We start from the raw sequence: 22203 nt of genomic DNA on the forward strand, positions 1-22203 counted from the left end.
TGTCTTTTTTTCATGAATACTAGAAAGTCACTTTCACATTTAAACCATAACGGCGGGTAGTTGGTGCACCAGACAACTCGATTCCCTGAACGTTAGTAGAACCGAAACTTCCTACCTCAGGGTTGAAGTTGGAATATTTAGGCATACCAGGCGCCATGTACCACAGGTTACGACCCGTGAGGGTTACAGTTAAACCACCGATAAATGTTTTGTTGAACAGAGACTTAGGGAAATCATACCCCAATGTTACCTCACGCAGCGTATAAACTGTTGCGTCATATACGTTCCACTCTGTGGCGGAGTTGATCGCAAAAGACTCACCGAAATAAGCATCAAACACCGTTATTGGAGTTGAGTTAGGAATTGGATTTCCTTTATCATCTTTCAGCGGTGTTCCTGGTTTGTTAACATCACCATAATATCCAGGGATAATGATCATCTTCTCACGATCCTTAGTATCCTGGGTAACGCCACGACCCAACAGACTACTTACAGTTACGGAGTATATATCCCCGCCTCTGGTAAGGTCAAACAATGCATTCAGGAAAACGCCTTTATAATTGAAAGTAGTAGTCAGACCTGTTTTGAAATCAGGATTGGGATTTCCGACCATTCTCTGATCACCGGTCGGGATGAGTAACCCTGTGCTTGGATCGATCAGGAGGTTGCCATTTTCGTCCCGTGCATCATATGTACCTCTTAGATAACCATATGGCTTGCCGGCTTCCAGGTATGGGCTGATTCCATCAAGAATACCTGCCAGACGCAGACGGTCTACACCATCTCTGAGTTTGGCAACCATATTTACGTTCCTTGAGAAAACCCAGTGGAGGTTCCAGGTGAAGTTTTCGGATTTAACAGGCACCAGATTCAGGTCAATTTCAAATCCCTTGTTTGTAATTTCTCCGTAGTTATCTATAAACGTGGCATAACCGGATGTTGGAGCCAGTGTGATTGGAGCAATGAGATTGGTAGACTTTCTGGAATACCATGCGAAGTCTAATGCAATCCTCCTACTGAGGAACTCCAAAGTAGCACCTACTTCAATATCCTGGGTAAACTCTGGTTTCAGGTTCGGATTACCAGCCCCTGGATTCTGAATTACACCTGATTGACCAAGGAATGGTACGTTAACTGACATGATATTCTGCAGGCTGTATGGATCGGCATCGCGACCCACTTTCGCCCAGCTCGCACGCAGTTTACCGAAGTCAAACCAGCTGCTCTGAATTTTGAGCGCATCTGTAAACAACCAGGAAACGGCGGCACTTGGATAGAAGTAACTGCGATTTTCCTTTGGCAGGGTAGAAGACCAGTCGTTTCGACCTGTTAATGTCAGGAATAACCATTTTTTATAGTCGAGGTCAATCTCTCCAAAAATGCCCCAGAGCCTTCTTTGAATCAGGACGTCCTCATTTGGGAGTACGCTTTTGGTATTGTTCAGGTTGTAAATACCAGGTGCTACAATACCTTTACCAATCATGATAGTGGAGTTGGTAGTACGTTGGTTTACGTTATAACCTACGATACCTTTGAAACCGAAATCTTCATTTTTGAATCTTGGTGTAAATGTACCGATCAGGTTGGACTCGATTTCTGCGAAACGGTAGCTTTGTTCAGTGATCTGCCCAATTCCTTCAGCACCACGGGAACCCAGGTCAACAATCTCCTTACGTCCCAGGTTGTTCACGTTGGTCCCGATCTGATAGCTTGCATTGAACCATGGAAGAATATCGTAGTTCAATTTTAATCCGGCAACATACCTGTCTGTTCTGGTATTAACGGTATTATGCCTGAAGGACCACAATGGGTTATCAAACTGTGAATACAGCGGTTGTACAGGGAAACCGTTTTTGTCTTCATTAGGATAACCAGCGATATCCCAGTTTCTGGCCAGGAACAGGTTACGCGCAAAAGAAGATGCCACACCGTCTACCTGGTTTTCACCGAATTGGGAGCCAAGCTGATTTGTAGTACTATAGCTGAAATTTCCACTTACATGCAAGCCATTAGTGAGCCGGGTTATACCCCCTACGGAAAGGCTTCCTCTGTTAAAGCTCGAGTGCGGAACATAACCATCCTGACTCATGTAGGTTGCAGTAGCACTTACGGAAGATTTTTCATTTCCACCGTTTACGCTGATAGAGTTTTCAGAAATAAACCCGGTCCTGAACAGGTCTTTTACGTTGTTAGGTACAGCCCTGTAAGGGATTTTAGATCCGGGAGGATATAATTCCGGAAACGCATCCGAATATGGAGCCCATACGGTAACCGAATCGATGGTACCAAATGCAGCACCCCAGGATCCATTGGATACGCCGGAATAGTTAAAGTTACTACCAGCGCCATAAATATTTTGATATTTAGGATAGCTGGCTACGTTTTCAAATGCGATAGAAGAAGAATAGGTTACTTCGGTTTTCCGTTTAGAGAGAGTGGAAGAACCGGATTTGGTAGTGATTACCACCGCTCCGTTTGACGCCCTTGAACCATAGAGTGCGGCAGCTGCTGCACCTTTCAGTACGGTCATGGAAGCGATGTCATTCGGATCGAGTGCGGAAAGACCACTGGAATAAGCTCCACCACCGGTAGTTTGGGAAGAGGTGGTTACCTGGTCATTGTTGTAGGGAATACCATCCACAACGATGAGGGGCTGGTTGTTACCAAAAAACGAGGTATTACCACGGATTTGGATACGGGTAGCTGCACCTGGCGTACCCTGGGAAGTCCTGATGTCCACACCTGCAACTTTACCCTGCAGGCCCTTTAACATGTCAGGCTCAGATTTTTGAAGAATCTGTTCCGGCTTTACTGTGGATACGGAATATCCCAGTGCGGCCTCATTCTTTTTCAGACCTACGGCGGTCACAACAACTTCTCCGAGTTGTTTCTTGTCGGCCTCCAGCGCAACATCAATACTGTTGCCGGCGCCTACCGGTACTTCCTTGGTGATGTAACCCACGAAAGAAAATACCAGTGTTGCTCCATTTTCCACTCCGTTCAGGCGGTAAGTACCGTCTCCGGAGGTGAACACTCCTTTTGTTGTACCCTTAATCACAACGGTAACTCCGGGAATAGCAGAGCCATCTTTTGCATCACTAACTTTTCCGCTGATCGTTCGCTGTGCGACTGCGTTTACTATGCAGCCAAACAGGAGCAGCCAAAGTAGTAGCCCTTTTTTCATAAGCGACTTGGTTTTGATTGACTAATAAAAAGAAGATTGCAGGCTAGAAACTTATCAAGGCGTAACCGAATTAACCATTTTATAACTGTGACTAGTAGTTATAAAATCTTCATAAGCTAACAGGGTTAAGCTCTCATAAACATCAACCATTAGAACCTATATAACTGTGACTAGCAGCTATATAGGTTTAATTATTTTATCATATGATTTGAAATAAATAAATGTTAAATAACAGGTTAATAACAGAAAAATTCAAACTTTGTTTCCTTTGACCAAATATAAAATAAATCCTTATCAGAAAACCAAATTGCCTACAATTTTTATTTAAACAAACAAAGTATTTCGTTATAAAGTTCTGTTAAATAGGCATAAAAAAAGGGTGCCCCGCCGTAGCGAGGCACCCTTTATAGTTACAACATGCTTGTCTAGTTATTCGTAACCTTGGTTCTGTTCGATACCAGGGTTGGTGTTCTTTTCCTTTTGAGGGATAGGCCAGATAATATTATAGGCGTCCGCCGCGATGGTGCACGGCGCTTTAATAGCCAGGATGCTGCCGCAGAAGTTACGGTCCACACCTTTACCGTTCCTCAGCAGGTCAAAATAGCGGTGACCTTCGAACATGAACTCCCTTCTGCTTTCAGCCAGCACTGAATCCAGTACGGCGGCAGGCGCGACGCTTGTCAACTTATCAAGATTGCGGTGTTCCCGAATCACATTCAGGTCCTGAATAGCGGCATCCGGATTTGCGGTACTGTTCGCTTCAGCACGGATCAGGTACATTTCAGCCAGGCGCAGCAGTTTAGGACTGGTCATACCAGCTTTACCTGTCTGACCGGAGAACTTCTTATTGGTAGTTTCTGTATCCAGGGTACCGAAATACACGAGGCGGCTGTCTTTTGCATCAAACTTGCTGGTCAGGTCCGGAGATACGCGTAAGTCGCCATAACCAGGTTTCAGGTACATCTGACCGATATTATCAGAACCGGTGGTTTCTGCATCGGTGAATACCAGGGTGAAGATTTCTTCACCGCTGCCCGGCACATTGTAGTAATCGGCAGAAGATGGCTGCAGGGAATAACCGGCGTTGATAACGTTGGTAGCTTCGGCTGCTGCGTTAACTTTATCTCCTTTTTGCAGATATACTCTTGCCAGCAGGGCAGATGCTGCATATTTGCTAGCGTGGTATTTGGTAGACTCGCCTACATCAGCAAGCAGTTCTTTGGCTGCTGTCAGGTCGGCAATCACTTGATCGTACACTTCCTTCACGGTAGCACGGGGAGGCATATCGATTACAAATTTCAATTTTAATGGCACACCAGGCTGGCTGCCACCCCCCTGTGCATAAGGACGTGCAAACACATTTACCAGGTCAAAGTGCATGAGTCCGCGTAAAAAGAGGGCTTCTCCTTTAATCACCTTCTTAACCTTTTCGTCACCAGGGATATTATCTATTGCTTCCAGGATACGATCGGCACGCATTATACCCATGTAAGCAGTAGCCCAGAAATCTTCCACGTCTGCATCCTGGGTATTATAATCGTGGCGGAAACTGCTCAGGAACCTGTTACTGTTACTTGCAGCAATGTAAATATTATCCGCATTCGCTTCGGTCATCACCCAGTAGTTACGACCATAGTATTCGGTTTGCTGTAAAGCGTCATATACACCGTTCAGCGCGGTTGTTGCACCGCCTACATCTTGCAGGGCGTCTCCCACCCCAAGACCATCAGAAGGCCTTACATCCAGCTTATTGCTGCAGGCTTGCATAAACATTCCTGCTGCGGCTATTGCTATGAGAATTTTTTTCATAATTGTTTACTCCATTAGATTTTACAAAGTGATGTCCACACCAAAACTTACAGTTTTGTTAACCGGGTATTTGAAGAACTCATAACCAGTGTTGTCGATTTCAGGATCTACACCGGAATAGCCGGTAATAGTCAGCAGGTTCTGTGCCTGAACGTACAGACGAACATTCTGGATCTTCGCTGCATTCAACCAGGTTTTAGGCAGATTGTAACCCAGTACTACGTTACGCAGACGGATATAGGAACCATCTTCGAGGTAGCGGGTAGACAGTGCTGTAGAGTTTTTGTTACCACCCGGAATTGGTTTAGGCCTGGTAGCGTTTTGGCCTGGAGTAGTCCAGTAGTTTTCACCGGCGGCTACATTGTAGTTCCAGTTCAAACGCGCACCGTCTGCATCGCCATACCTGGCAGTACCATTCATCACCTCGTTACCCTGTGCAGCATAGATAAACGCAGACAGTGTGAAGTTTTTGTAATTGAAGGTATTGTTGAAACCAAGCGTAAACTTAGGCATGGTAGAGCCAAAAGTACGGTAGTTAGCTTCGTTGATATTGTTGGTGGTAGTACCATCGGCCTTGTACCACAGTGGATCTCCGTTTGCAGGGTCCACGCCAGCCCACTGCCTTAAGTACCAGGTATAAGCGGGTAACCCTACACGGTGAATGGTTCCTGTATATGCTGTCCCATCCGAACTTGTTGGGTTAATGATATCCTGATTCTCAAACATGGAGAGAATTTTGTTTTTATTGGCAGCAAATGTCACGTCAGTAGACCATTGGAAACTTTTATTCTCAATGTTGCGGGATGAGATAGTGGCCTCAATACCTTTGTTATACATGGAGCCAATGTTTTCCAGGCGGTCACGATAACCGGAGGTTGGAGGCAATGGTTTGTTCTGTAACAGGGAAATGGATTTTCTGTAATACAGATCCACAGAAGCAGTCAATCTGTTATTGAGGAAGCCCATATCCAGACCCACGTTGGTAGATATGCTCTTTTCCCATGTCAGGCTGGCATTACCAGGCTGGTATGGATTGGAAGCAGGAGAGCCGTTGTAGGCAATGTTGTACCTGTAAATAGCCATCCAGCCGTAGTCGGAGATACCGCCGGCAATACCGGATGTACCATGGCTCACGCGGAGCTTGGCATCAGAGAAGATGTGCTGATTTTTCATGAAGGCCTCATCGATAACGCGCCAGGAAGCACCCAGGGAGTAGAATGAAGCCCATTTGTTACCAGGAGCAAAACGGCTGCTACCATCTCTTCTTAAAGATCCTGTCAGGTAATACTTACCATTGTAGGTATAGTTTAACTGGCCCAGGTAGGAGAGGAAGCGGCTATCGCTCTGGCCACCACCAACACCCAATGGAACTGCAGCAGCGTCCAGTACAGGCGTTTTAGGGCTGGCAAAACCAACGCCTTCTGCGCTGAAGGAATTATCGTGAGTTGGCGCATACTCCATCATTGCCAGATAATCAAACAGGTGTTTCTGGCCAACGTTGAATTTACCGCTCAGGGAAGTCTGGGAGGTAATGGTTCTTACGTTACGCTGATATTGGTACACGTCACCGCTTTGGTTTGGATCAGCAGGGTTGAAACCATCGCCGGTGGTAGGATCCTGGAAAGTTTTCTGCTGAGCGCTGATGTAGTCGATAGACACGTTCTGACCGAATTTCAGCCAATCGGTGATTTTGTAGTTCAGGTACATTTTACCCAGTACGCGTACGTTTTCAACACGGTTGGTGTTCAGTGCGGAAGAGTACAGGAAGTTATCGCCGGTGTTGGAAGTGTTCTGCCACAGGTCTTCCAGACCAGTGTACAGGCTGCCATCCGGTTTGTAAGCTGGCAACAGCGGGCTGTTGGCAAAGCTACCCAGCAGCGGGCTGCTGTAACGGTTACCAGCGCCTGCGTTGTTCAGGTCAGCGTAAGAGAGGTTCAGGTTCAGACCTACATCCAGCCTGTCGCTTACTTTATTCTGTACGTTGGATACAACGGAGTAACGTTTCATTCCGGAATTGATCATGGCGCCATCCTGGCTGAAATAACCACCGGAAATATAGTACTGCGTTTTATCATTACCACCGCTGGAATTGATTTCGTAGTTCTGGGTTTTACCGTTTTGGAAGGCCAGGTCTCTCCAGTCAGTCGCATATTTCAGCAAGGAATCAGGAACAGCCTGGTTGATTTCATCTTCCGTATAACCGTTCAGGCGATACACATTACGTTTGTAATCAAACGCCTGTTGTGCATTCATCTGATCCCAGTTACCAAAGCTTGGCATGTTGTAACCATACTGGGCTTTGAAACCAACTTTGGAACTGCCGGCTTTACCTTTTTTGGTAGTGATTACGATTACGCCATTACCACCACGGGCGCCGTACATGGCCAGAGCGGACGCATCTTTCAGCACGTTGATGCTTTCGATGTCGTTCGGGTTAATGTTCGCCATTACGTCGGTAGACTGCGTCTGTGTGATTTGGTTTACCTGACCGTTGTTGATGATGATACCATCGATCACGTAGATAGGATCAGAGCTGGCGCTCAGGGAACCGATACCACGGATGCTGATACTCTGCTTGGCGCCTGGCTGACCGGAACCGGAAGCAGATACCACACCTGGCGCACGGCCCTGCAGCAGCTGGTTTACATCCGGCATAGGCACGTTTTCCAGTTGCTTGGAGCCTACTTCAGAAATAGAGCTCACCAGTTTCTTACGGTCTACTACCGTGTAACCGGTTACCACTACTTCACTCAGTTGCTTGTCGTCAGTACCGAGCTTTACGTTCAGTACTTCGCTGGAAGCTGGTTTTTCCTGTGCTGCATAACCCACGAAGGAGAATACCAGCACGGCATTAGCATCAGCGGCAATTTTGTAAGTACCATCCACAGAAGAAGTAGTACCCTTGTTGGTACCTTTAATTTGGATGGTTACACCCGGGATAGGAGAGCCGTCCCGAGCATCAGTAACTTTCCCCGTAACTGTGCGACCCTGTGCGAATACATTTCCGGCAAGGGACAACACGGCCAGGAGGAGAACTAATACTTTCCTCATAAGCATGTTTTGTTTCCGTTGTTGTTATCTATCCTTTTAAAAAATAAAAAGCTAAGTCAGGACCCTAAAAAGAGCCAAATGATACAATACCCAGGTTAAATGTAGGTTTGGTTTTCTGCTGATTAATGTTGTGAAGAATGCACAGGTTTCTATGGCATGGTCGTGTTCACTAAAAGTTGACAATTACCAAGAATATTACTTCTTTGTTGTGATTATTTCAATAAATCACACAAAGAAGTAGTTATCCTTTTTCTCACAAGCAGTTTCCTTAATAATTTTCCAATCAGACTGTAAATATAGACTTTATTAACAAAAATTTAAAGGTTGCAACTTGTTAATAACATCCCGATAACAAGGCTTTAACTTTTTATTAACATATAATTTAAACAATTAAATTATTAATTAGATAACAAACAATAATTTATGAATTCACAAGAAAAGTATGCAGTAAAATAATAACATAAAAAAAGGAGATTTTGCAACTGTTAAAGGGTTAACCAATGGTTGAATTAACAAAAAAACCCGGCCGAAACGTTCAGCCGGGTCAATGCCATTAGGTGAAAAAATCAGGATAAAGTGAGTGGATATGATTTCAGCATTTCCAATAAAACCGTAAAGAGGTCATCTCCACGATAATTAAATCTGAACTCACATTCTTTTAAATGCAGATAGGCAGTGTTTCTGTTCAGCCCCTTGAATTTGGCCAAACGGTGCTTGGTCAGCCCCCAGAAAGCATCTACCTCGTCCATCTGCGGCGTGCCGGAGGCATCGGTAGGCTTACTGCTTAATCTGTACAGGCGATACTGCCCCAGGTCAACGACTCCCGAATAATTGCGTAAACGCTCGGTCGTGTTGATCTTCTCCAATACAGACCTGCCACGGGTGGCAGCATGAATCATGGAACGGCTGACGTCAGGGAGCAATTCGGTGTGTAACCGGTCAGCAACTTTTACAATGCCGAAGATAACAGGGCGTACTGCCTTGTCTACCTCGGACTTCACTGCTACCAGGGTATCATCGTCCTGGTCAAGCGGGGATTCCATTTCCCGCTCATACATTGCAGCAACAGGGACAGACACAGGATGCAACGTTTCACAATAACGCGCAATCTGGCTTCTTAACTTCTTCAGGTAACTGTTAATCGTTACCCGGCTTACGCCACTGATATTCGCTATCTGCGTGGCTGTAAGATCATCGGCAAACAGCCGTAAGATCTCCTTAAATTTCCGCTCACTCAGGTGAGCGCCCTTTAAGTATTTGTTTTTCATGAACTAGTGGTTAGAATGGCATTATAAACCTCTCATTTTTTTATGTGGATATATACAGTTTTGTGACGAACGGTCATTAATGCGGATAAACGTTTTTTACTAGATTAGTTTACGCACTTTTTTTGTCCGATTTAGCTAAATGTTTAGCATTCCCTGTAGAAAAACATCCCCAAAAATGAAAAATGCAGTGACTACCAACGGTAATCACTGCATTTTCCTGATAAGTTGTTTATGCCGGGTTTTCTAGTCCTTATCACCCATACCCAGCTGATCTATAGCGATATCTTCTTCCTCATCCAGCGGTTTCCACAAGGCTTTCTTCTTCGCCTGTTTCAACAATGCCTTCTCCATCCACAACAACAATGCCGGCAGGATTGTAAGGTTCGTGATCATTGCGACGATTAAGGTCAGAGAGGTTAACCAGCCCAAAGCCTTCGTGCCGCCAAATTCTGAAAAACTAAATATCATAAAGCCTGCAAACAGGATCAGCGAAGTATAGATAATACTCAGCCCTGTTTCGTGTATAGTCTGCTTTACCGTCGCACTGATATTCAAATCATGATGCGGTAACTCCTGCTTGAAATTCACCAGGAAGCGGATCGTCACATCTATAGCAATCCCCAGCGCCACGCTGAATACCAATACGGTAGAAGGCTTCAGCGGCACGCCTACCCATCCCATCACTCCGGCCGTTACCACCAGCGGAATCAGGTTAGGCACCAATGAAATGATCACCATCCGCCAGGAGCGGAACAGGTATAGCATACAGGCCATGATCAGTACAAAGGCCAATATAATACTCTCCGTTAAACCACTGATAATAAACCGCGTACCTTCCTGAAAAATTACACTGGTGCCGGTGAAAGTTACCTTATACTTACTGCTGTCGAAGATTTCATTGACTTTAGGCCGCAGGGAGTCCAACAGTTCCGGCAAACGTTTGGAACCCACGTCCGCCATGTTTACACTCACCCTCGCCACCTGTTTGGTGCTATCCATAAACGAATTCACCAGTTTGGAAAAAGTAGTATTGGCGCCCGCGCCGGAAGGGGCTTTCATGCGCAGATAAGGCGCCAGGAAACCCAAGTCAAACTGATTCGGCACTGCATAGTTGCTGCTATCCCCATTATAGTATGCCTGCTTCGCAAACTTAATCCCTTCCACTACGGACAATGGCCGCGCAAAGTCAGGCTGCGCCGCTATCAGCTGCGTCAGCTGATCCAGCTTGCCCAGCGTCTGCAAATTGACGACGCCGTTCTTACGCTTGGTATCCACTGCAATTTCCAGCGGCATTACGCCCTTAAAATTCTTTTCGAAAAATTTCAAATCGGTATAAAGCTTATCGGTATGCGGAATATCATCCAGCATATACCCCACCGATTGCAAACGCATCATACCCACCACGGATAATACCACCAGCAGGGCGCTCACACCATACACCGCCTTCCTGTATTTGAATACCAGCGTTTCCAGCAACTGTAATACCCTGCTGAAGAAACCACTTTCGCGATAGGAAATATGCTTCGTTTTAGGCGCAGGTAAATAACTTAATACACTGGGCAGGAACACGAACGAGATCATGAAAATCAGCATGATGTTTACGCCCGCTACCACGCCAAACTCTTTCAAAATAGCGCTGTTGGTAAAACAGAACACGCCGAATCCAATCGCAGCCGTGATGTTGGTAAACAAGGTAACAATCCCCATCCGCTGTATCATCCGCACCAACGCCCGCGTTTTGTTATTATGCTTTGCATATTCCGTATGATACTTACTGATAAAGTACACACAGTTAGGAATCCCAATTACTACAATCAACGATGGTATCAAACCTGTCAGCAACGTAATTTTATATCCCATCAGCACAATGGTTGCCACAGACCATATCACGCCGATAGCCACTACCACCATCGACATCAGAACGGCGCCGAATGACCTGAAAAACAGGAAGAGTATCAACCCTGTCAACAGAAACGAAATCTTCAGGAATAATTTCAGTTCATCCGCCACTTTAACGGCCATGACCGTACGAATCAGCGGGAGCCCGCTCAGCCGCACTTCTGTATGTTGCTTTGCTTCAAACGCCCTGGTGATCTTATAAATAGAATCCACTACAGCCGTTCGTTTCGGCGAGTTGAACACATCCTTGTTTACATAAATCGCCATCAGGTAAGCATGGCTATCGGGATTGTATAAGAGCCCTTTGTAGAACAGTAAGGTATTGAAGACAGCTGCCAGACTATCAATCTCCTGTTGAGAGGTTAAATCACCTTTAAATAAAAGCCCTGCTTCCAGCTTTCTGGTGCTGTCATTCTTCACCAGGTTGATGGCTGCCGGCACGCTCAGGATATTTTCCACGGCGTGGATAGCCTTAATATCTTTATTGAGTTGGAGGTAATCCCGGAAGAATTCCTGCTGGAAAAATTTATCGGTTTGTACTCCCAGCACCATCATATTCCCATCTTCCCCGAACTTTTTCTTAAACTGCTGGAATTCAAGGTATCTGGGGTTATCATGCGGGATCGTGGCCACATAATCATAGGACATTTGCACTTTACTGGCAAACCAGGCCATCACACCCGTCGAAACCAGTAATAACAGTAGTAGTGTTAAGCGAAATTTGAGCACAAAGCTGGCTAAGCGTTGCCACATGTGGATTTTTCAATTTGTTAAGGGCGTAAAGGTAATTAAAATAGGGATTGGCTGTTAACCGCTGCTTTTAGCTAAATTGCATGCGGATTATATGTTACACAAGACAAGAGGGATAGTACTAAGGACCGTCAAATACGGCGACACGAGCATGATTGTAAGCATTTTTACAGAACTGTTCGGGATGCAATCCTATATTGTAAACGGGGTACGGTCCAGCAAGCCCAAAGCCGCCCGCGGCAACCTGCTGCAGCCGGGTAATATACTCGACCTCGTCGTGTACCACCAGGAGATCAAAAACCTGCAACGGATAGCCGAATTCAAACTTGCCTATATCTTCAGCTCCCTGCATTTCAGCATCGTTAAGAATACCGTAGCGCTGTACATGATCGAATTGCTGCAAAAATGCCTGAAACAACCGGAGCAACACCTGGAACTCTATTATTTCGTGGAAAATGCCTTTGAGGTACTGGACAAGTCGGAAATACCCGTTGCGGCGAACATGCCCTTATTTTTCACACTGAAGGTAGGGGAGTACCTGGGGTTCAGGATCAACGGCCGCTATTCGGAATACACCCCCTACCTGGACCTGCAGGAGGGCCATTACACGGACCTTCCGCCGCACCATATCCATCACCTGGAGCCGGAGTCGAGCCAGTTTACAGACGCGCTGTACCAGTGCACGGCTACGGAAGAACTGGCGGGTATTGTAATGAACAAAGAAAGAAGAAGGAAATTACTGTATGCCTACCTGGAGTTTCTCCGATTACACCTGCCTGATTTTGTGGAGATGCAATCGCCTCCTATTTTACATGACATCCTAGACGCCTGACCTGGCAGCTTTTTCTCCTGCCGGCGTATAATAGTGCAGGGTGGTTTCCCGCCCGTCAAAAACGGCATAGGAAGTGTAATTCAGCCAGTCGCCCAGGTTGATATAACGGCTGTTTTCCCCGACTTTAATATCCAGCGGCAGGTGGCGGTGTCCGAAGATGAAGTAATCGAAATGTTCCTTTTGCAGCACTTCTTTGCTGTAAATAGCCAGCCACTCGTTCTCCTCCCCGAGGAATTTCTCTAAATCCTGGCCGGTAGCGGCTCTGCTTTTACGGCTGAAGTAATTGGCCATCCCGATACCAATGGCGGGATGCAGGGCGGAAAACAACCACCTACAAACGGGGTTGCGGAATACTTTTTTGAGGAATTTATAACCGTGGTCGCCGGGGCCGAGGCCGTCCCCATGCCCGATGTAAAAGCGCTTCCCGGCAATGGTGTAGGTTTGCGGTTCATAGTACACGGGGATGTCCAGCTCGGTTTCAAAATAGCCATTCATCCACATGTCGTGATTACCGATAAAAACGGAAATACCGATACCCTTATCGCGAAGAGCGGCCAGTTTACCGAGGATACGGATATAACCTTTAGGAATTACGTGTTTATATTCAAACCAGAAATCGAAGATATCGCCGACAAGGAAGATGTGTCCGGCGTCTTTTTCTGCCTCTTCCAGCCATTTGATGATGAGCTTTTCACGCTCCCTGCTGGTATGGGCATCAGGCACTCCCAGGTGGAAATCTGAGGCAAAATATATTTTTCTGCCCGCAGGCAAATTGATATCCATGCTATTCGTCTACTAAAAATACGTACACTTCTTTGGGTCCGTGAATACCTACTACCAGTGTTTTTTCGATATCTGCGGTTCTGCTGGGGCCTGTTGCAAAGGAGATAGCAGAAGGCAGGTCGTTGCCGTATTTGTCCTTCAGCTTATGCAGGGCATCCTTCAGGTCAAATACCAGCTGGTGCGTGTAGGCGATCATGATATGCACAGGGGCGTAAACCGGCAGGGCTCTGCCGCTAGGCTGGGCCGCGCTCAGCACAACGGTTCCCGTGCGCGCTACCAGGTACTCTACGTCAGTAATAGCGGCATCCGCATCGTGCATGTTGCCCTGGTTGAGGCAGGGCAGCTCGTCCGTATGCAGGTGCTTGAGCAGGGAAGGGGTCTGGCAGTGTACATTGTGCCATTCCTTGTTGTCGCAGAGTGCGCGTAAATTTTCGATCAGTTCCGTTTTACCTGCGCAGAAAACAAATTTTCCCTGCAGGCGGGTAAACTCTTCAGCGAACCTGATTTCCATTCCTTCGCTCTCTGTCTTAAAGACAGCAGTGTTGCCCTCCGAGTTAGGGAAGGGCAACTGTACTGACTGACTTAAAGCATTTCGTACTCGCTTCAGAATATTTTCCTTGGCAGGAGAAACCTTCATATGACTAATTACGCATTTGCAGGTGATGGTGATGGATTAATGATATCAGATGGGTGAACGCCGTCTGTCGTAAATCCTTCTTTGCTTGCATGGTGTTCCTTATTGATGTCGAACGGACGTTTTCCGATCAGCCTTTCCAGGTCCGCCTGGTACAGCACTTCGCTTTTCAGCAGTTCGGAAGCGAGGATTTTCACCTGTTCCAGTCTTTCTGTGAGCAGGTTTTTCGTTCTGACATAAGCGCTGTCGATCAGTTTTCTTACTTCTTCATCGATCAGCTTAGCGGTTTCTTCGGAGTAGGGTTTTGTAAACGCCTGATCGTTGTTTGGATCATAGAAGGATACATTACCTACTTTATCGTTCATACCGTAAACGGTTACCATTGCGTAGGCCATGCGGGTGATTACCTGCAGGTCGTTCTGCGCGCCGGTGGAAATCTTACCGAAAACGATCTCTTCTACTGCGCGGCCGCCGAGGGTCATGCAGATATCGTCCATCAGTTGTTCGGTATTGTAGAGGTATTGTTCTTTCGGAAGGTACTGTGCGTAACCCAGGGCGGCAACGCCTCTTGGCACGATGGTTACTTTCACCAGCGGGTTTGCATGTTCCAGGTACCATCCGCAGATAGCGTGACCGGCTTCATGGTAAGCGATCACTTCTTTCTCTTCCGGAGAGATGATTTTGTTTTTCTTTTCCAGGCCACCGATCACACGGTCAACGGCATCGTTAAAGTCATCCATTTCCACCTCTGTTTTCCCTTTACGGGCAGCGATGAGGGCGGCTTCGTTACAAACGTTGGCGATGTCAGCGCCGGCAAAGCCGGGCGTCATGGAAGCCAGTTTCTTGATGTCCAGGTTGGGGGAGGTTTTGATCGGTTTCAGGTGTACCTGGAAGATCTGTTCCCTTCCGGCCAGGTCTGGCTTATCGATGGAGATCTGGCGGTCGAAACGGCCCGGGCGCAGCAGGGCGCTGTCCAGTACATCCGGGCGGTTGGTAGCGGCCAGGATGATGATACCGCTGTCGGTGCCGAAACCATCCATTTCCACGAGCAGCTGGTTGAGGGTGTTTTCCCGCTCATCGTTGCTCATCATTACGTTTTTACCTCTGGCGCGACCGATCGCATCAATTTCATCGATGAAGATGATACACGGCGCTTTTTCGCGGGCCTGTTTAAAGAGGTCGCGTACGCGGCTGGCACCCACGCCCACGAACAGTTCCACGAAGTCGGAACCGGACATGGAGAAGAAAGGCACCTGCGCTTCCCCGGCCATGGCTTTAGCCAGGAGGGTTTTACCGGTACCCGGAGGGCCTACCAGCAATGCGCCTTTTGGTATTTTACCACCGAGGGAGGTGTATTTTTTAGGATTTTTCAGGAAATCCACGATTTCCATCACTTCCACCTTGGCTTCGTCGAGGCCGGCTACATCGTTGAAGGTGATGTTTACGCGGGTTCCTTTGTCGAACAGGGTGGCTTTGGATTTACCGATGTTGAAGATACCGCCGGGGCCACCGCTTCCGCCGCCGCCCGGGCCGCCAACTTTACGCATCAGCAGTACCCACAAACCGATGATCAGCAGGATAGGCAACAGGAGCTGGAATACGGGCTCGAACCAGCTGGTCCGTTCGTCGTATTTGATTTTAACCTGGTTTTCAGGCGCCACGCCCTCCTGGGCTTTGTCCATATCTTTCTTGAAGCTCTCTTCGCTACCAATGGTAAAACGGTAATGAGGGCCGGGGTTATCACCACCCAGGCGGCTTTTGTTAACGTCTTTGAATTGAGGTTCTTTCAGTTTGTCTTTCTTTATGTAGACTTCTACATATTTCTTGTTTACTACGACCAGCTGTTCTACGTCGCCAGGTTTCAGGTAGTTTACCTGGAATTCCTGGAAGCTGATCTCTTTTGGATGAGAGCCGAAATCGAGTAAGTTCATGGCAAGCAGGGCTATACCAATAAAGGCATACACCCAGTATATCGTAAACTTAGGTCCTTTCTTAGGCGATTTGTCTGACCCTCTGTTGAAGTTATTGCCTCCTTTTTCCATAATCTTTCGCTCCTTTACGGATGTTTATTGCTATCAGAATTATAATTATAATAATACGAAATCGGCTGATTTTGTTTTAGTCCTGGTGTTCCATCCTTTCGGCGTCACTCCACATTTCTTCCAGATTATAGAAATTTCTTGTTTCCGGCAGGAATACATGTACCACAACATTCACATAGTCAACCAATATCCATTGCTGAGCGGTAAAACCTTCATGTTTGTAAGGCGCTTCCCCCAGCTTCTTCTCTACTTCGTCAGCCACGAAGTCGGCGATTGCCCGAACCTGTGTGTTGGAGTTTGCTTCACATATGATAAAGAAATCGGCCACTGCTTCAGGAATCTGGCGCAGATCCAGGGAAACGATATTTTCCCCCTTCTTCTCCTGTATGGCCTTAATGATGGTGGTAAAAATTTCACTTTCTCTGGTTAAGCGCGTCTGCGCTTTTTTCCTCGTGCTCAGAACGGTTAAGGGTGCCAATAAATCACGTTTTTGTTAAAAATAATCTTTAATTGTCAAAGTTACTAAACAAGCCTTAATATCAGCTTGAGAAAAATGGTATGGGGGCCTCCTAATATGTTAAGAAAACAATAAAATGAACTACTTTGCCGGCCTTGTACAGACTAAAAAAGGATTCAAGTGATAGGACACCCATTTTATATTCTGGAAAAAACAGACAGCACCAATAACTATGCCATGGCACAGGTAAATTCCGGGGAGGTGACATCCGGAACAGCCTGGTTTACAGGGTACCAGACGGCGGGTAAGGGAACCAGGGGTAAAAAATGGCTGGCGGAACCCGGGGACGTGAGCGCGCTCTCCATCGCCCTGCAACCTGCGGCCTTGCCACTTTCCCGGCAGTTTTTGCTGAGCGCTGCCGTAGCGCTGGGCGCTTATGACTGCTTCAGCTCCTTTGCCGGGGATGAAACGGCTATCAAGTGGCCAAATGATATTTACTGGCGTGACAGAAAGGCAGCCGGCATCCTCATAGAAAACGTCATTCGCGGTACTATCTGGCAGTATGCCATTATCGGTATCGGCGTCAACCTGAACCAGGCCAGGTTCCCGGAGGAGTTAAAGCATGCCGTTTCCCTGCGCCAGATTACCGGGAAGACCTGGGACGGGCCCACTTTCGCCAGGGAGTTATGCGCCTTCCTCCATCGCCGTATTGAGCAACTGGAAGCCGGGAATTATGCCGCCATTATGGAAGAGTATAAAAGCCGTTTGTTCCGGCTTAATACTCCAGCGGCCTACCGGAAAAACGGCGTTTCTTTTACGGGTACCATAAGGGATATACTGGATACCGGTGGCATGGTGATGGAGATAGATAATGTTCGTCACGAGTTCAGCTTCGGGGAAATTGAGTTTATTCTTTCCTAAAAAAATAAAAATTATAAAAAATATAAAAAGGAAAAAGGACGCTAAACAGCGTCCTTTCTGTATTTGGTTGAATGAGTTATCTTGTTCTTATAATAACAAGATTTTGGTTGATAAAGGCGTTAACAAATTGTGAATTCTTTTGAATATTATCAAAAATAAAAATGCAATAACGTTGCATTTTACCGAAAACATCAGTAAAATCAGGCATTGCAGCCAATCTTATTTTTTTCGTTATCATTTTTCGTTATTGTTTTTTAACAGGAAGTTGGCGTAAATTTGAGTATGTCATCAAACAGAATAACCCGCTCCAACAATATCCGGACATTTAAAATGACGGATATACACAACGATCTTTCACTTTACCAACACTTCGACGTTCAGCCCAAAGTACCTGTCAACGGGACTTTTGCCGCCTATTCGCGGAAGGAGCATCCGGTAAAGGAGGAGATCAGCGCCTCCCGCCGGGATTACTATAAGATATCGCTGGTTACCAAAGGGGAGGGGATTTTTACCATAGATGATGTGCGTTACGAGATCACCGAGCCTACCATCATTTTCCTGAACCCGCATTCCGTTAAGTCCTGGATTCCTACCAGCGCTGAGCAGGACGGCTATTACTGCCTTTTTACGGAGGAGCTGTTCTACAAGCAACCGCAGGAACTGCTTACCTATCCGCTGCTGCAAATGGGAAGTCAGGCGGTGTACCCCATCACCGGCGAGCAGGCGGAATACCTCAGTTCCATCTTCCGTCAACTGGCGAGGGAGTTCCAGGAAAATGCCGCTTTCAAACAGGAAGCGATTCTTATTTACATAAAATTACTGTTACTGGAAGGCAGAAGGATTGCCATGGATACTACGGCGCCGGAAAGAAACCTCACGGCGGCGCAGCAACTGGCTTACCGTTTTACGGATAAGCTGGAAAAACAGTTCCCGATTGAGCATCCTCATCAGCAGATCAGCATTAAGACGGCCAAAGAGTTTGCTGCGGTATTGAATACGCACCCGAACCACCTCAACGCCTCCGTTAAGCAGGTGACCGGCCGCACTATCAGCGAGCATATCCGCCAGCGGATACTGCTGGAAGCGAAGCTCCTGCTCATGCATACGGACTGGCAGATCGCTGAAATCGCCTGGTGCCTTGGGTTTGAGGACCCCGGCAACTTTACGCACTTCTTCCGGAACCACAGCAAGCAATCCCCACAGGAATTCCGCCAGCATTAATTACTTTGAAATTCACAAGTAATACTTTGAAGGCTACAATCCAAGTCCCTGTACCTGCATCTAAATTTGCCATCACAAAACCTCAATATTATGCAGTACAGAAAACTCGGAAAAACAGAAGCTTCCATATCGGCTATAGGACTGGGTTGCATGGGAATGTCATTTGCGTACGGCGATCCGCAGGAGATTGCCGCCAATGAACATGAATCACTGGCTACGCTGGAACTTGCGCTGGAGTTAGGCGTTAACTTTTGGGATACCGCCGACATGTATGGCCAGGGCGCAAATGAAGTGTTACTATCCAAGATACTCGCCACCAAAAGGGACAAAGTTTTTCTTGCCACCAAATTTGGCTTCCGCTTCAACGAAGATAATTCCTATTACTTCGACGGATCGCCTAAATACCTCAAACAAGCCTGTGAAGCCAGTTTGAAAAGACTGGGCACAGACGTGATCGATCTCTATTATGCACACCGCATCGATGATAAAGTACCGGTAGAAGACATGGTGGGCGCCATGGCTGAACTGGTAAAAGAAGGAAAAGTGCGTTATCTCGGACTTTCTGAAGCGAGTGCCGCTTCCATCCGTAAGGCATACGCTGTTCATCCGATCGCAGCTTTGCAGACAGAGTACTCTCTTTTCAGCAGAGATGTGGAAGGCGACATCCTGAATACTACCCGGGAACTGGGCGTTTCACTGGTAGCTTACAGTCCGCTGGGCCGCGGTATGAGTACGGGCACTCTTACCAGCGCAGGCCAGCTGGCAGATGGCGATTTCAGAAAAAATCTGCCTCGTTTTCAGGGTGGCAACTTCGAACAGAACCTGCAAACAGTAGAAGCGCTGGGCGCTTTCGCAAAAAGCAAGGGTATCACCACCGGACAGCTCTCACTCGCATGGCTGCTGGCACAGGGCGATGACATCATCCCCATCCCAGGCACCAAACGCAGAAAGTATCTGCAGGAGAATGCTGCCGCTGCTGATATTCAGCTGGATGCACAGGATCTGGCATCCATTGAAGCCATACTCCAAAAAAACCAGGTTGCCGGCGAACGTTATTCGGAAGGCGGCATGCAACTGGTAAACAGATAAGGTTTAGTTAAAAAAGCAAATACGAAAAAGGGGCTGATGTTTATCAGCCCCTTGTGTTTATTTAGTTTTTTACCGCTTATTTAGCTTTCTTATAGCCCCAGTCCTGCAACCATTTCAGGACTTTTTCCCGGTAATCTCCCTGGATGAGGATGATCCCGTCTTTTACGCTGCCGCCGGTACCACACTTGGTTTTCAGCTCCTTTCCCAGTTTTTCCAGGTCTTCTTCCTTTCCTGCAAAGCCCTCTACGATGGTTACCACTTTGCCGGCGCGTTGTTTGGTATCCAGCTTTACCTTCAGCAACTGGCTGGCAGGAGGGAGGGTTTCCACTTCTTCCTGCTGCTCCGGTTCAAAGGAAAAATTAGGGTCTGTTGAGTACACCATACCACTATTGTTTGCTTTCTTTTTAGACATCTTCCCAACATTTTAAGCGTTATGAATTAACAATTACCCGGATGGCTTTTTCCTGCACCCGCAGTTTTACTTCGTTGCCGGTGAAAGGAACGGCGTCCCCGTCGACCTGCAGGAATTGCAGGCTATTACCGGCAATGGTAATTGTTTTACCTGTATAATGTTTAAGATAACGTGTTTTATCAATATTTCCCCGAAGAGAATGTAAACTAACGGGAATCAGGTCCAGGAATTTTACCGGCGGCATGATACAGAGGTCCAGCATACCGTCGAAAACACTGGCGTTGGGCGCGAGTTTGAACTCGTAGCCGAACTGGTTGCCATTGGCAACGGTGAGCAGGAAGGCTTTTTCCTGCAGCCGGTTACCGTCGATATGGATGGTATAGGCGTCCGGCTGGTAGCTGTTGAAGCGTTGGATGACGAGTTTGGCGTAGCCGTACAGGCCGCGTTTGGTGGTGTGCCTGAACTCTTCCGCTACCAGGGCGTCGAAGCCAACGCCGGCATTGCTGAGGAAGAGGTGTTCGTTGGCGTAGCCTACGTCCATAGCCTGCTGTTGGTCCGCCACGATGAGTTGCATGGCTTTATTTACGTCCAGCGGGATTTTCAGGGCTCTGGCCAAACCGTTGCCACTGCCCAGGGGGATGATGGCGAGGGCGGTATTTGAGCCTACGAGGCCCTGTGCAATTTCATTGATGGAGCCGTCGCCGCCTACGGCCACCACGGTATGAACGCCGTTTTTCACCGCTTCTTCCGCCAGGTCCTTACCATGGCCGAGGTAGGCCAGGTGGGTGATCTCCACGTTATAGGCGTTGGCAGGGAAGTGCCGGGCGATAGCGCCATCGAGTCGCTTCTGCCTGTCGGTGCCGGCTTTCCGGTTGATGATAAATAGAATCTTTTTCAATATAGCGGTTTATAGAATAATTGCTTTCAGGCTGAAGTCCAGGCTCACGGCGTGATGAATAATAGCGCCGACGGAGATGAAGTCCACCCCGGTTTTTGCATACTCCTCGATGGTATCGAGGTTGATACCGCCGGAGGCTTCTGTTTCTACCCGGCCGTTGATCAGCTTCATGGCTTCAACAATCTGGTCGGGCGTAAAGTTATCCAGCATGATACGGTCCACATGGCCTACGGCCAGGGCTTCCCTAACATCTTCCAGGTTCCGGGTTTCTACTTCTATTTTCAGGGGGAGATGTTTTTGCTGCAGGTAAGCTACTGTTTTCGTAACGGCAGCGGTGATCCCGCCGGAAAAGTCGATGTGATTATCCTTCAGCATTATCATATCGTACAATCCCATGCGATGGTTTACCCCACCGCCAATGCGCACGGCTTCTTTTTCCAGCATGCGGAAATTGGGCGTGGTCTTGCGGGTATCGAGGATGCGGGTATGGTAGCCTTTCAGTTTTTCTGTGTACTGATGGGTGAGGGTGGCGATACCGCTCATGCGCTGCATGCAGTTGAGTACGAGGCGCTCGCCCATGAGCAGGGTATGTACGGCGGCATTCACTTCGAATGCCACTTCCCCGGCTTTCATGGGATCTCCGTCCTTTTTAAAAGGGGTGAAAACGGTGAACATATCCAGCCATTTGAAAATAGCTTCCGCTACTTCCATCCCGGCGAGTATGCCATCTTCTTTTATTTTGAGCCTGGCGCTCCCTTTGGCATCGGCAGGGATGCTCGCCAGCGTGGAGTGGTCGCCTGTTCCGATGTCTTCTGCCAACGCGCTTCTGATAAATGCGTTGAGCGCTTCCTGGTCTAACATACGCTTAATTTTTAGGTGCTTTCTTGCCCGCAAGATGCGCAAAAATAAAAAGTGCCCCGCATTTTATTGCGGGGCACGCGGGGTTTTTCAAC

16 protein-coding genes are annotated in these 22203 nt (G+C 47.4%); 4 read left to right on the forward strand and 12 right to left on the reverse strand.

The window, feature by feature from the left end; genetic code table 11:
• Window positions 1-19 precede the first annotated feature (19 nt).
• The 5 genes from BOC67_RS16365 to BOC67_RS16385 all read right to left on the reverse strand — a co-directional run bounded on the left by BOC67_RS16365 (window position 20) and on the right by BOC67_RS16385 (window position 11964).
• Complete coding sequence (locus BOC67_RS16365; RefSeq protein ID WP_291911698.1) at window positions 20-3184, reverse strand: SusC/RagA family TonB-linked outer membrane protein; 3165 nt, start codon at window positions 3182-3184, stop codon at window positions 20-22.
• 429 nt (window positions 3185-3613) lie between these two features.
• Complete coding sequence (locus tag BOC67_RS16370) at window positions 3614-4993, reverse strand: RagB/SusD family nutrient uptake outer membrane protein (protein ID WP_291911699.1); 1380 nt, start codon at window positions 4991-4993, stop codon at window positions 3614-3616.
• A 21-nt stretch (window positions 4994-5014) separates the two neighbouring features.
• Window positions 5015-8044: a TonB-dependent receptor gene (locus tag BOC67_RS16375; protein ID WP_291911700.1), complete on the reverse strand. Its 3030-nt coding sequence runs from the start codon at window positions 8042-8044 to the stop codon at window positions 5015-5017.
• A gap of 566 nt (window positions 8045-8610) precedes the next feature.
• On the reverse strand, window positions 8611-9312 hold the full coding sequence (locus BOC67_RS16380) for a hypothetical protein (RefSeq protein ID WP_291911701.1): 702 nt from the start codon (window positions 9310-9312) through the stop codon (window positions 8611-8613).
• Between the two features lie 243 nt (window positions 9313-9555).
• The gene (locus BOC67_RS16385) at window positions 9556-11964 is read right to left on the reverse strand and encodes an efflux RND transporter permease subunit (RefSeq protein ID WP_291911702.1); all 2409 of its coding nucleotides are present in this window, start codon (window positions 11962-11964) and stop codon (window positions 9556-9558) included.
• 91 nt (window positions 11965-12055) lie between these two features.
• Between BOC67_RS16385 and recO the strand changes: the two genes are divergently transcribed.
• Window positions 12056-12793: a DNA repair protein RecO gene (recO, locus tag BOC67_RS16390; protein WP_291911703.1), complete on the forward strand. Its 738-nt coding sequence runs from the start codon at window positions 12056-12058 to the stop codon at window positions 12791-12793.
• On the opposite strand, the gene BOC67_RS16395 is transcribed toward recO, so the two are convergent.
• The 4 genes from BOC67_RS16395 to rsfS form a co-directional block, all read right to left on the reverse strand.
• Entirely contained in the window at window positions 12782-13576 is a 795-nt protein-coding gene (locus BOC67_RS16395) for a UDP-2,3-diacylglucosamine diphosphatase (RefSeq protein ID WP_291911704.1), read from the reverse strand. The genes recO and BOC67_RS16395 overlap by 12 nt on opposite strands.
• A 1-nt stretch (window position 13577) precedes the next feature.
• Window positions 13578-14087, reverse strand: a complete 510-nt coding sequence (locus tag BOC67_RS16400; protein WP_245805667.1) for a lactate utilization protein — start codon at window positions 14085-14087, stop codon at window positions 13578-13580.
• 134 nt (window positions 14088-14221) lie between these two features.
• Window positions 14222-16252 (reverse strand): ATP-dependent zinc metalloprotease FtsH, encoded by a 2031-nt coding sequence (gene ftsH, locus BOC67_RS16405; RefSeq protein WP_291911705.1) that lies wholly within the window; start codon window positions 16250-16252, stop codon window positions 14222-14224.
• 76 nt (window positions 16253-16328) lie between these two features.
• Window positions 16329-16730: a ribosome silencing factor gene (rsfS, locus tag BOC67_RS16410; protein WP_291911706.1), complete on the reverse strand. Its 402-nt coding sequence runs from the start codon at window positions 16728-16730 to the stop codon at window positions 16329-16331.
• 159 nt (window positions 16731-16889) lie between these two features.
• Between rsfS and BOC67_RS16415 the strand changes: the two genes are divergently transcribed.
• From BOC67_RS16415 to BOC67_RS16425, 3 genes are all read left to right on the forward strand, one after another.
• Window positions 16890-17630, forward strand: a complete 741-nt coding sequence (locus tag BOC67_RS16415) for a biotin--[acetyl-CoA-carboxylase] ligase (protein ID WP_291911707.1) — start codon at window positions 16890-16892, stop codon at window positions 17628-17630.
• A 282-nt stretch (window positions 17631-17912) separates the two neighbouring features.
• Window positions 17913-18851: an AraC family transcriptional regulator gene (locus BOC67_RS16420; protein WP_291911708.1), complete on the forward strand. Its 939-nt coding sequence runs from the start codon at window positions 17913-17915 to the stop codon at window positions 18849-18851.
• A gap of 90 nt (window positions 18852-18941) precedes the next feature.
• Window positions 18942-19940 carry an aldo/keto reductase gene (locus BOC67_RS16425; protein ID WP_291911709.1) on the forward strand — a complete coding sequence of 333 codons (999 nt, stop codon included), beginning with the start codon at window positions 18942-18944 and terminating at the stop codon, window positions 19938-19940.
• Between the two features lie 76 nt (window positions 19941-20016).
• On the opposite strand, the gene BOC67_RS16430 is transcribed toward BOC67_RS16425, so the two are convergent.
• From BOC67_RS16430 to nadC, 3 genes are read right to left on the reverse strand one after another with little or no spacing between them, the layout of a single operon-like run.
• Window positions 20017-20352: a translation initiation factor gene (locus BOC67_RS16430; protein ID WP_291911710.1), complete on the reverse strand. Its 336-nt coding sequence runs from the start codon at window positions 20350-20352 to the stop codon at window positions 20017-20019.
• 19 nt (window positions 20353-20371) lie between these two features.
• On the reverse strand, window positions 20372-21250 hold the full coding sequence (locus BOC67_RS16435) for a diacylglycerol kinase family protein (RefSeq protein WP_291911711.1): 879 nt from the start codon (window positions 21248-21250) through the stop codon (window positions 20372-20374).
• A 9-nt stretch (window positions 21251-21259) separates the two neighbouring features.
• On the reverse strand, window positions 21260-22111 hold the full coding sequence (gene nadC / locus BOC67_RS16440) for a carboxylating nicotinate-nucleotide diphosphorylase (protein ID WP_291911712.1): 852 nt from the start codon (window positions 22109-22111) through the stop codon (window positions 21260-21262).
• Window positions 22112-22203 lie beyond the last annotated feature (92 nt).

It is taken from the genome of Chitinophaga sp. CB10, assembly GCA_001870995.2.
Classification (GTDB): domain Bacteria; phylum Bacteroidota; class Bacteroidia; order Chitinophagales; family Chitinophagaceae; genus Chitinophaga.

Excerpts from the sequence above, each read along its gene's own strand:
- BOC67_RS16365 (WP_291911698.1), bottom strand. The coding sequence starts at position 3,184 with ATGAAAAAAGGGCTACTACTTTGGCTGCTCCTGTTTGGCTGCATAGTA.
- BOC67_RS16370 (WP_291911699.1), bottom strand. The coding sequence starts at position 4,993 with ATGAAAAAAATTCTCATAGCAATAGCCGCAGCAGGAATGTTTATGCAA.
- BOC67_RS16375 (WP_291911700.1), bottom strand. The coding sequence starts at position 8,044 with ATGAGGAAAGTATTAGTTCTCCTCCTGGCCGTGTTGTCCCTTGCCGGA.
- BOC67_RS16380 (WP_291911701.1), bottom strand. The coding sequence starts at position 9,312 with ATGAAAAACAAATACTTAAAGGGCGCTCACCTGAGTGAGCGGAAATTT.
- BOC67_RS16385 (WP_291911702.1), bottom strand. The coding sequence starts at position 11,964 with ATGTGGCAACGCTTAGCCAGCTTTGTGCTCAAATTTCGCTTAACACTA.
- recO (WP_291911703.1), top strand. The coding sequence starts at position 12,056 with ATGTTACACAAGACAAGAGGGATAGTACTAAGGACCGTCAAATACGGC.
- BOC67_RS16395 (WP_291911704.1), bottom strand. The coding sequence starts at position 13,576 with ATGGATATCAATTTGCCTGCGGGCAGAAAAATATATTTTGCCTCAGAT.
- BOC67_RS16400 (WP_245805667.1), bottom strand. The coding sequence starts at position 14,087 with ATGGAAATCAGGTTCGCTGAAGAGTTTACCCGCCTGCAGGGAAAATTT.
- ftsH (WP_291911705.1), bottom strand. The coding sequence starts at position 16,252 with ATGGAAAAAGGAGGCAATAACTTCAACAGAGGGTCAGACAAATCGCCT.
- BOC67_RS16420 (WP_291911708.1), top strand. The coding sequence starts at position 17,913 with ATGTCATCAAACAGAATAACCCGCTCCAACAATATCCGGACATTTAAA.
- BOC67_RS16425 (WP_291911709.1), top strand. The coding sequence starts at position 18,942 with ATGCAGTACAGAAAACTCGGAAAAACAGAAGCTTCCATATCGGCTATA.
- BOC67_RS16430 (WP_291911710.1), bottom strand. The coding sequence starts at position 20,352 with ATGTCTAAAAAGAAAGCAAACAATAGTGGTATGGTGTACTCAACAGAC.
- nadC (WP_291911712.1), bottom strand. The coding sequence starts at position 22,111 with ATGTTAGACCAGGAAGCGCTCAACGCATTTATCAGAAGCGCGTTGGCA.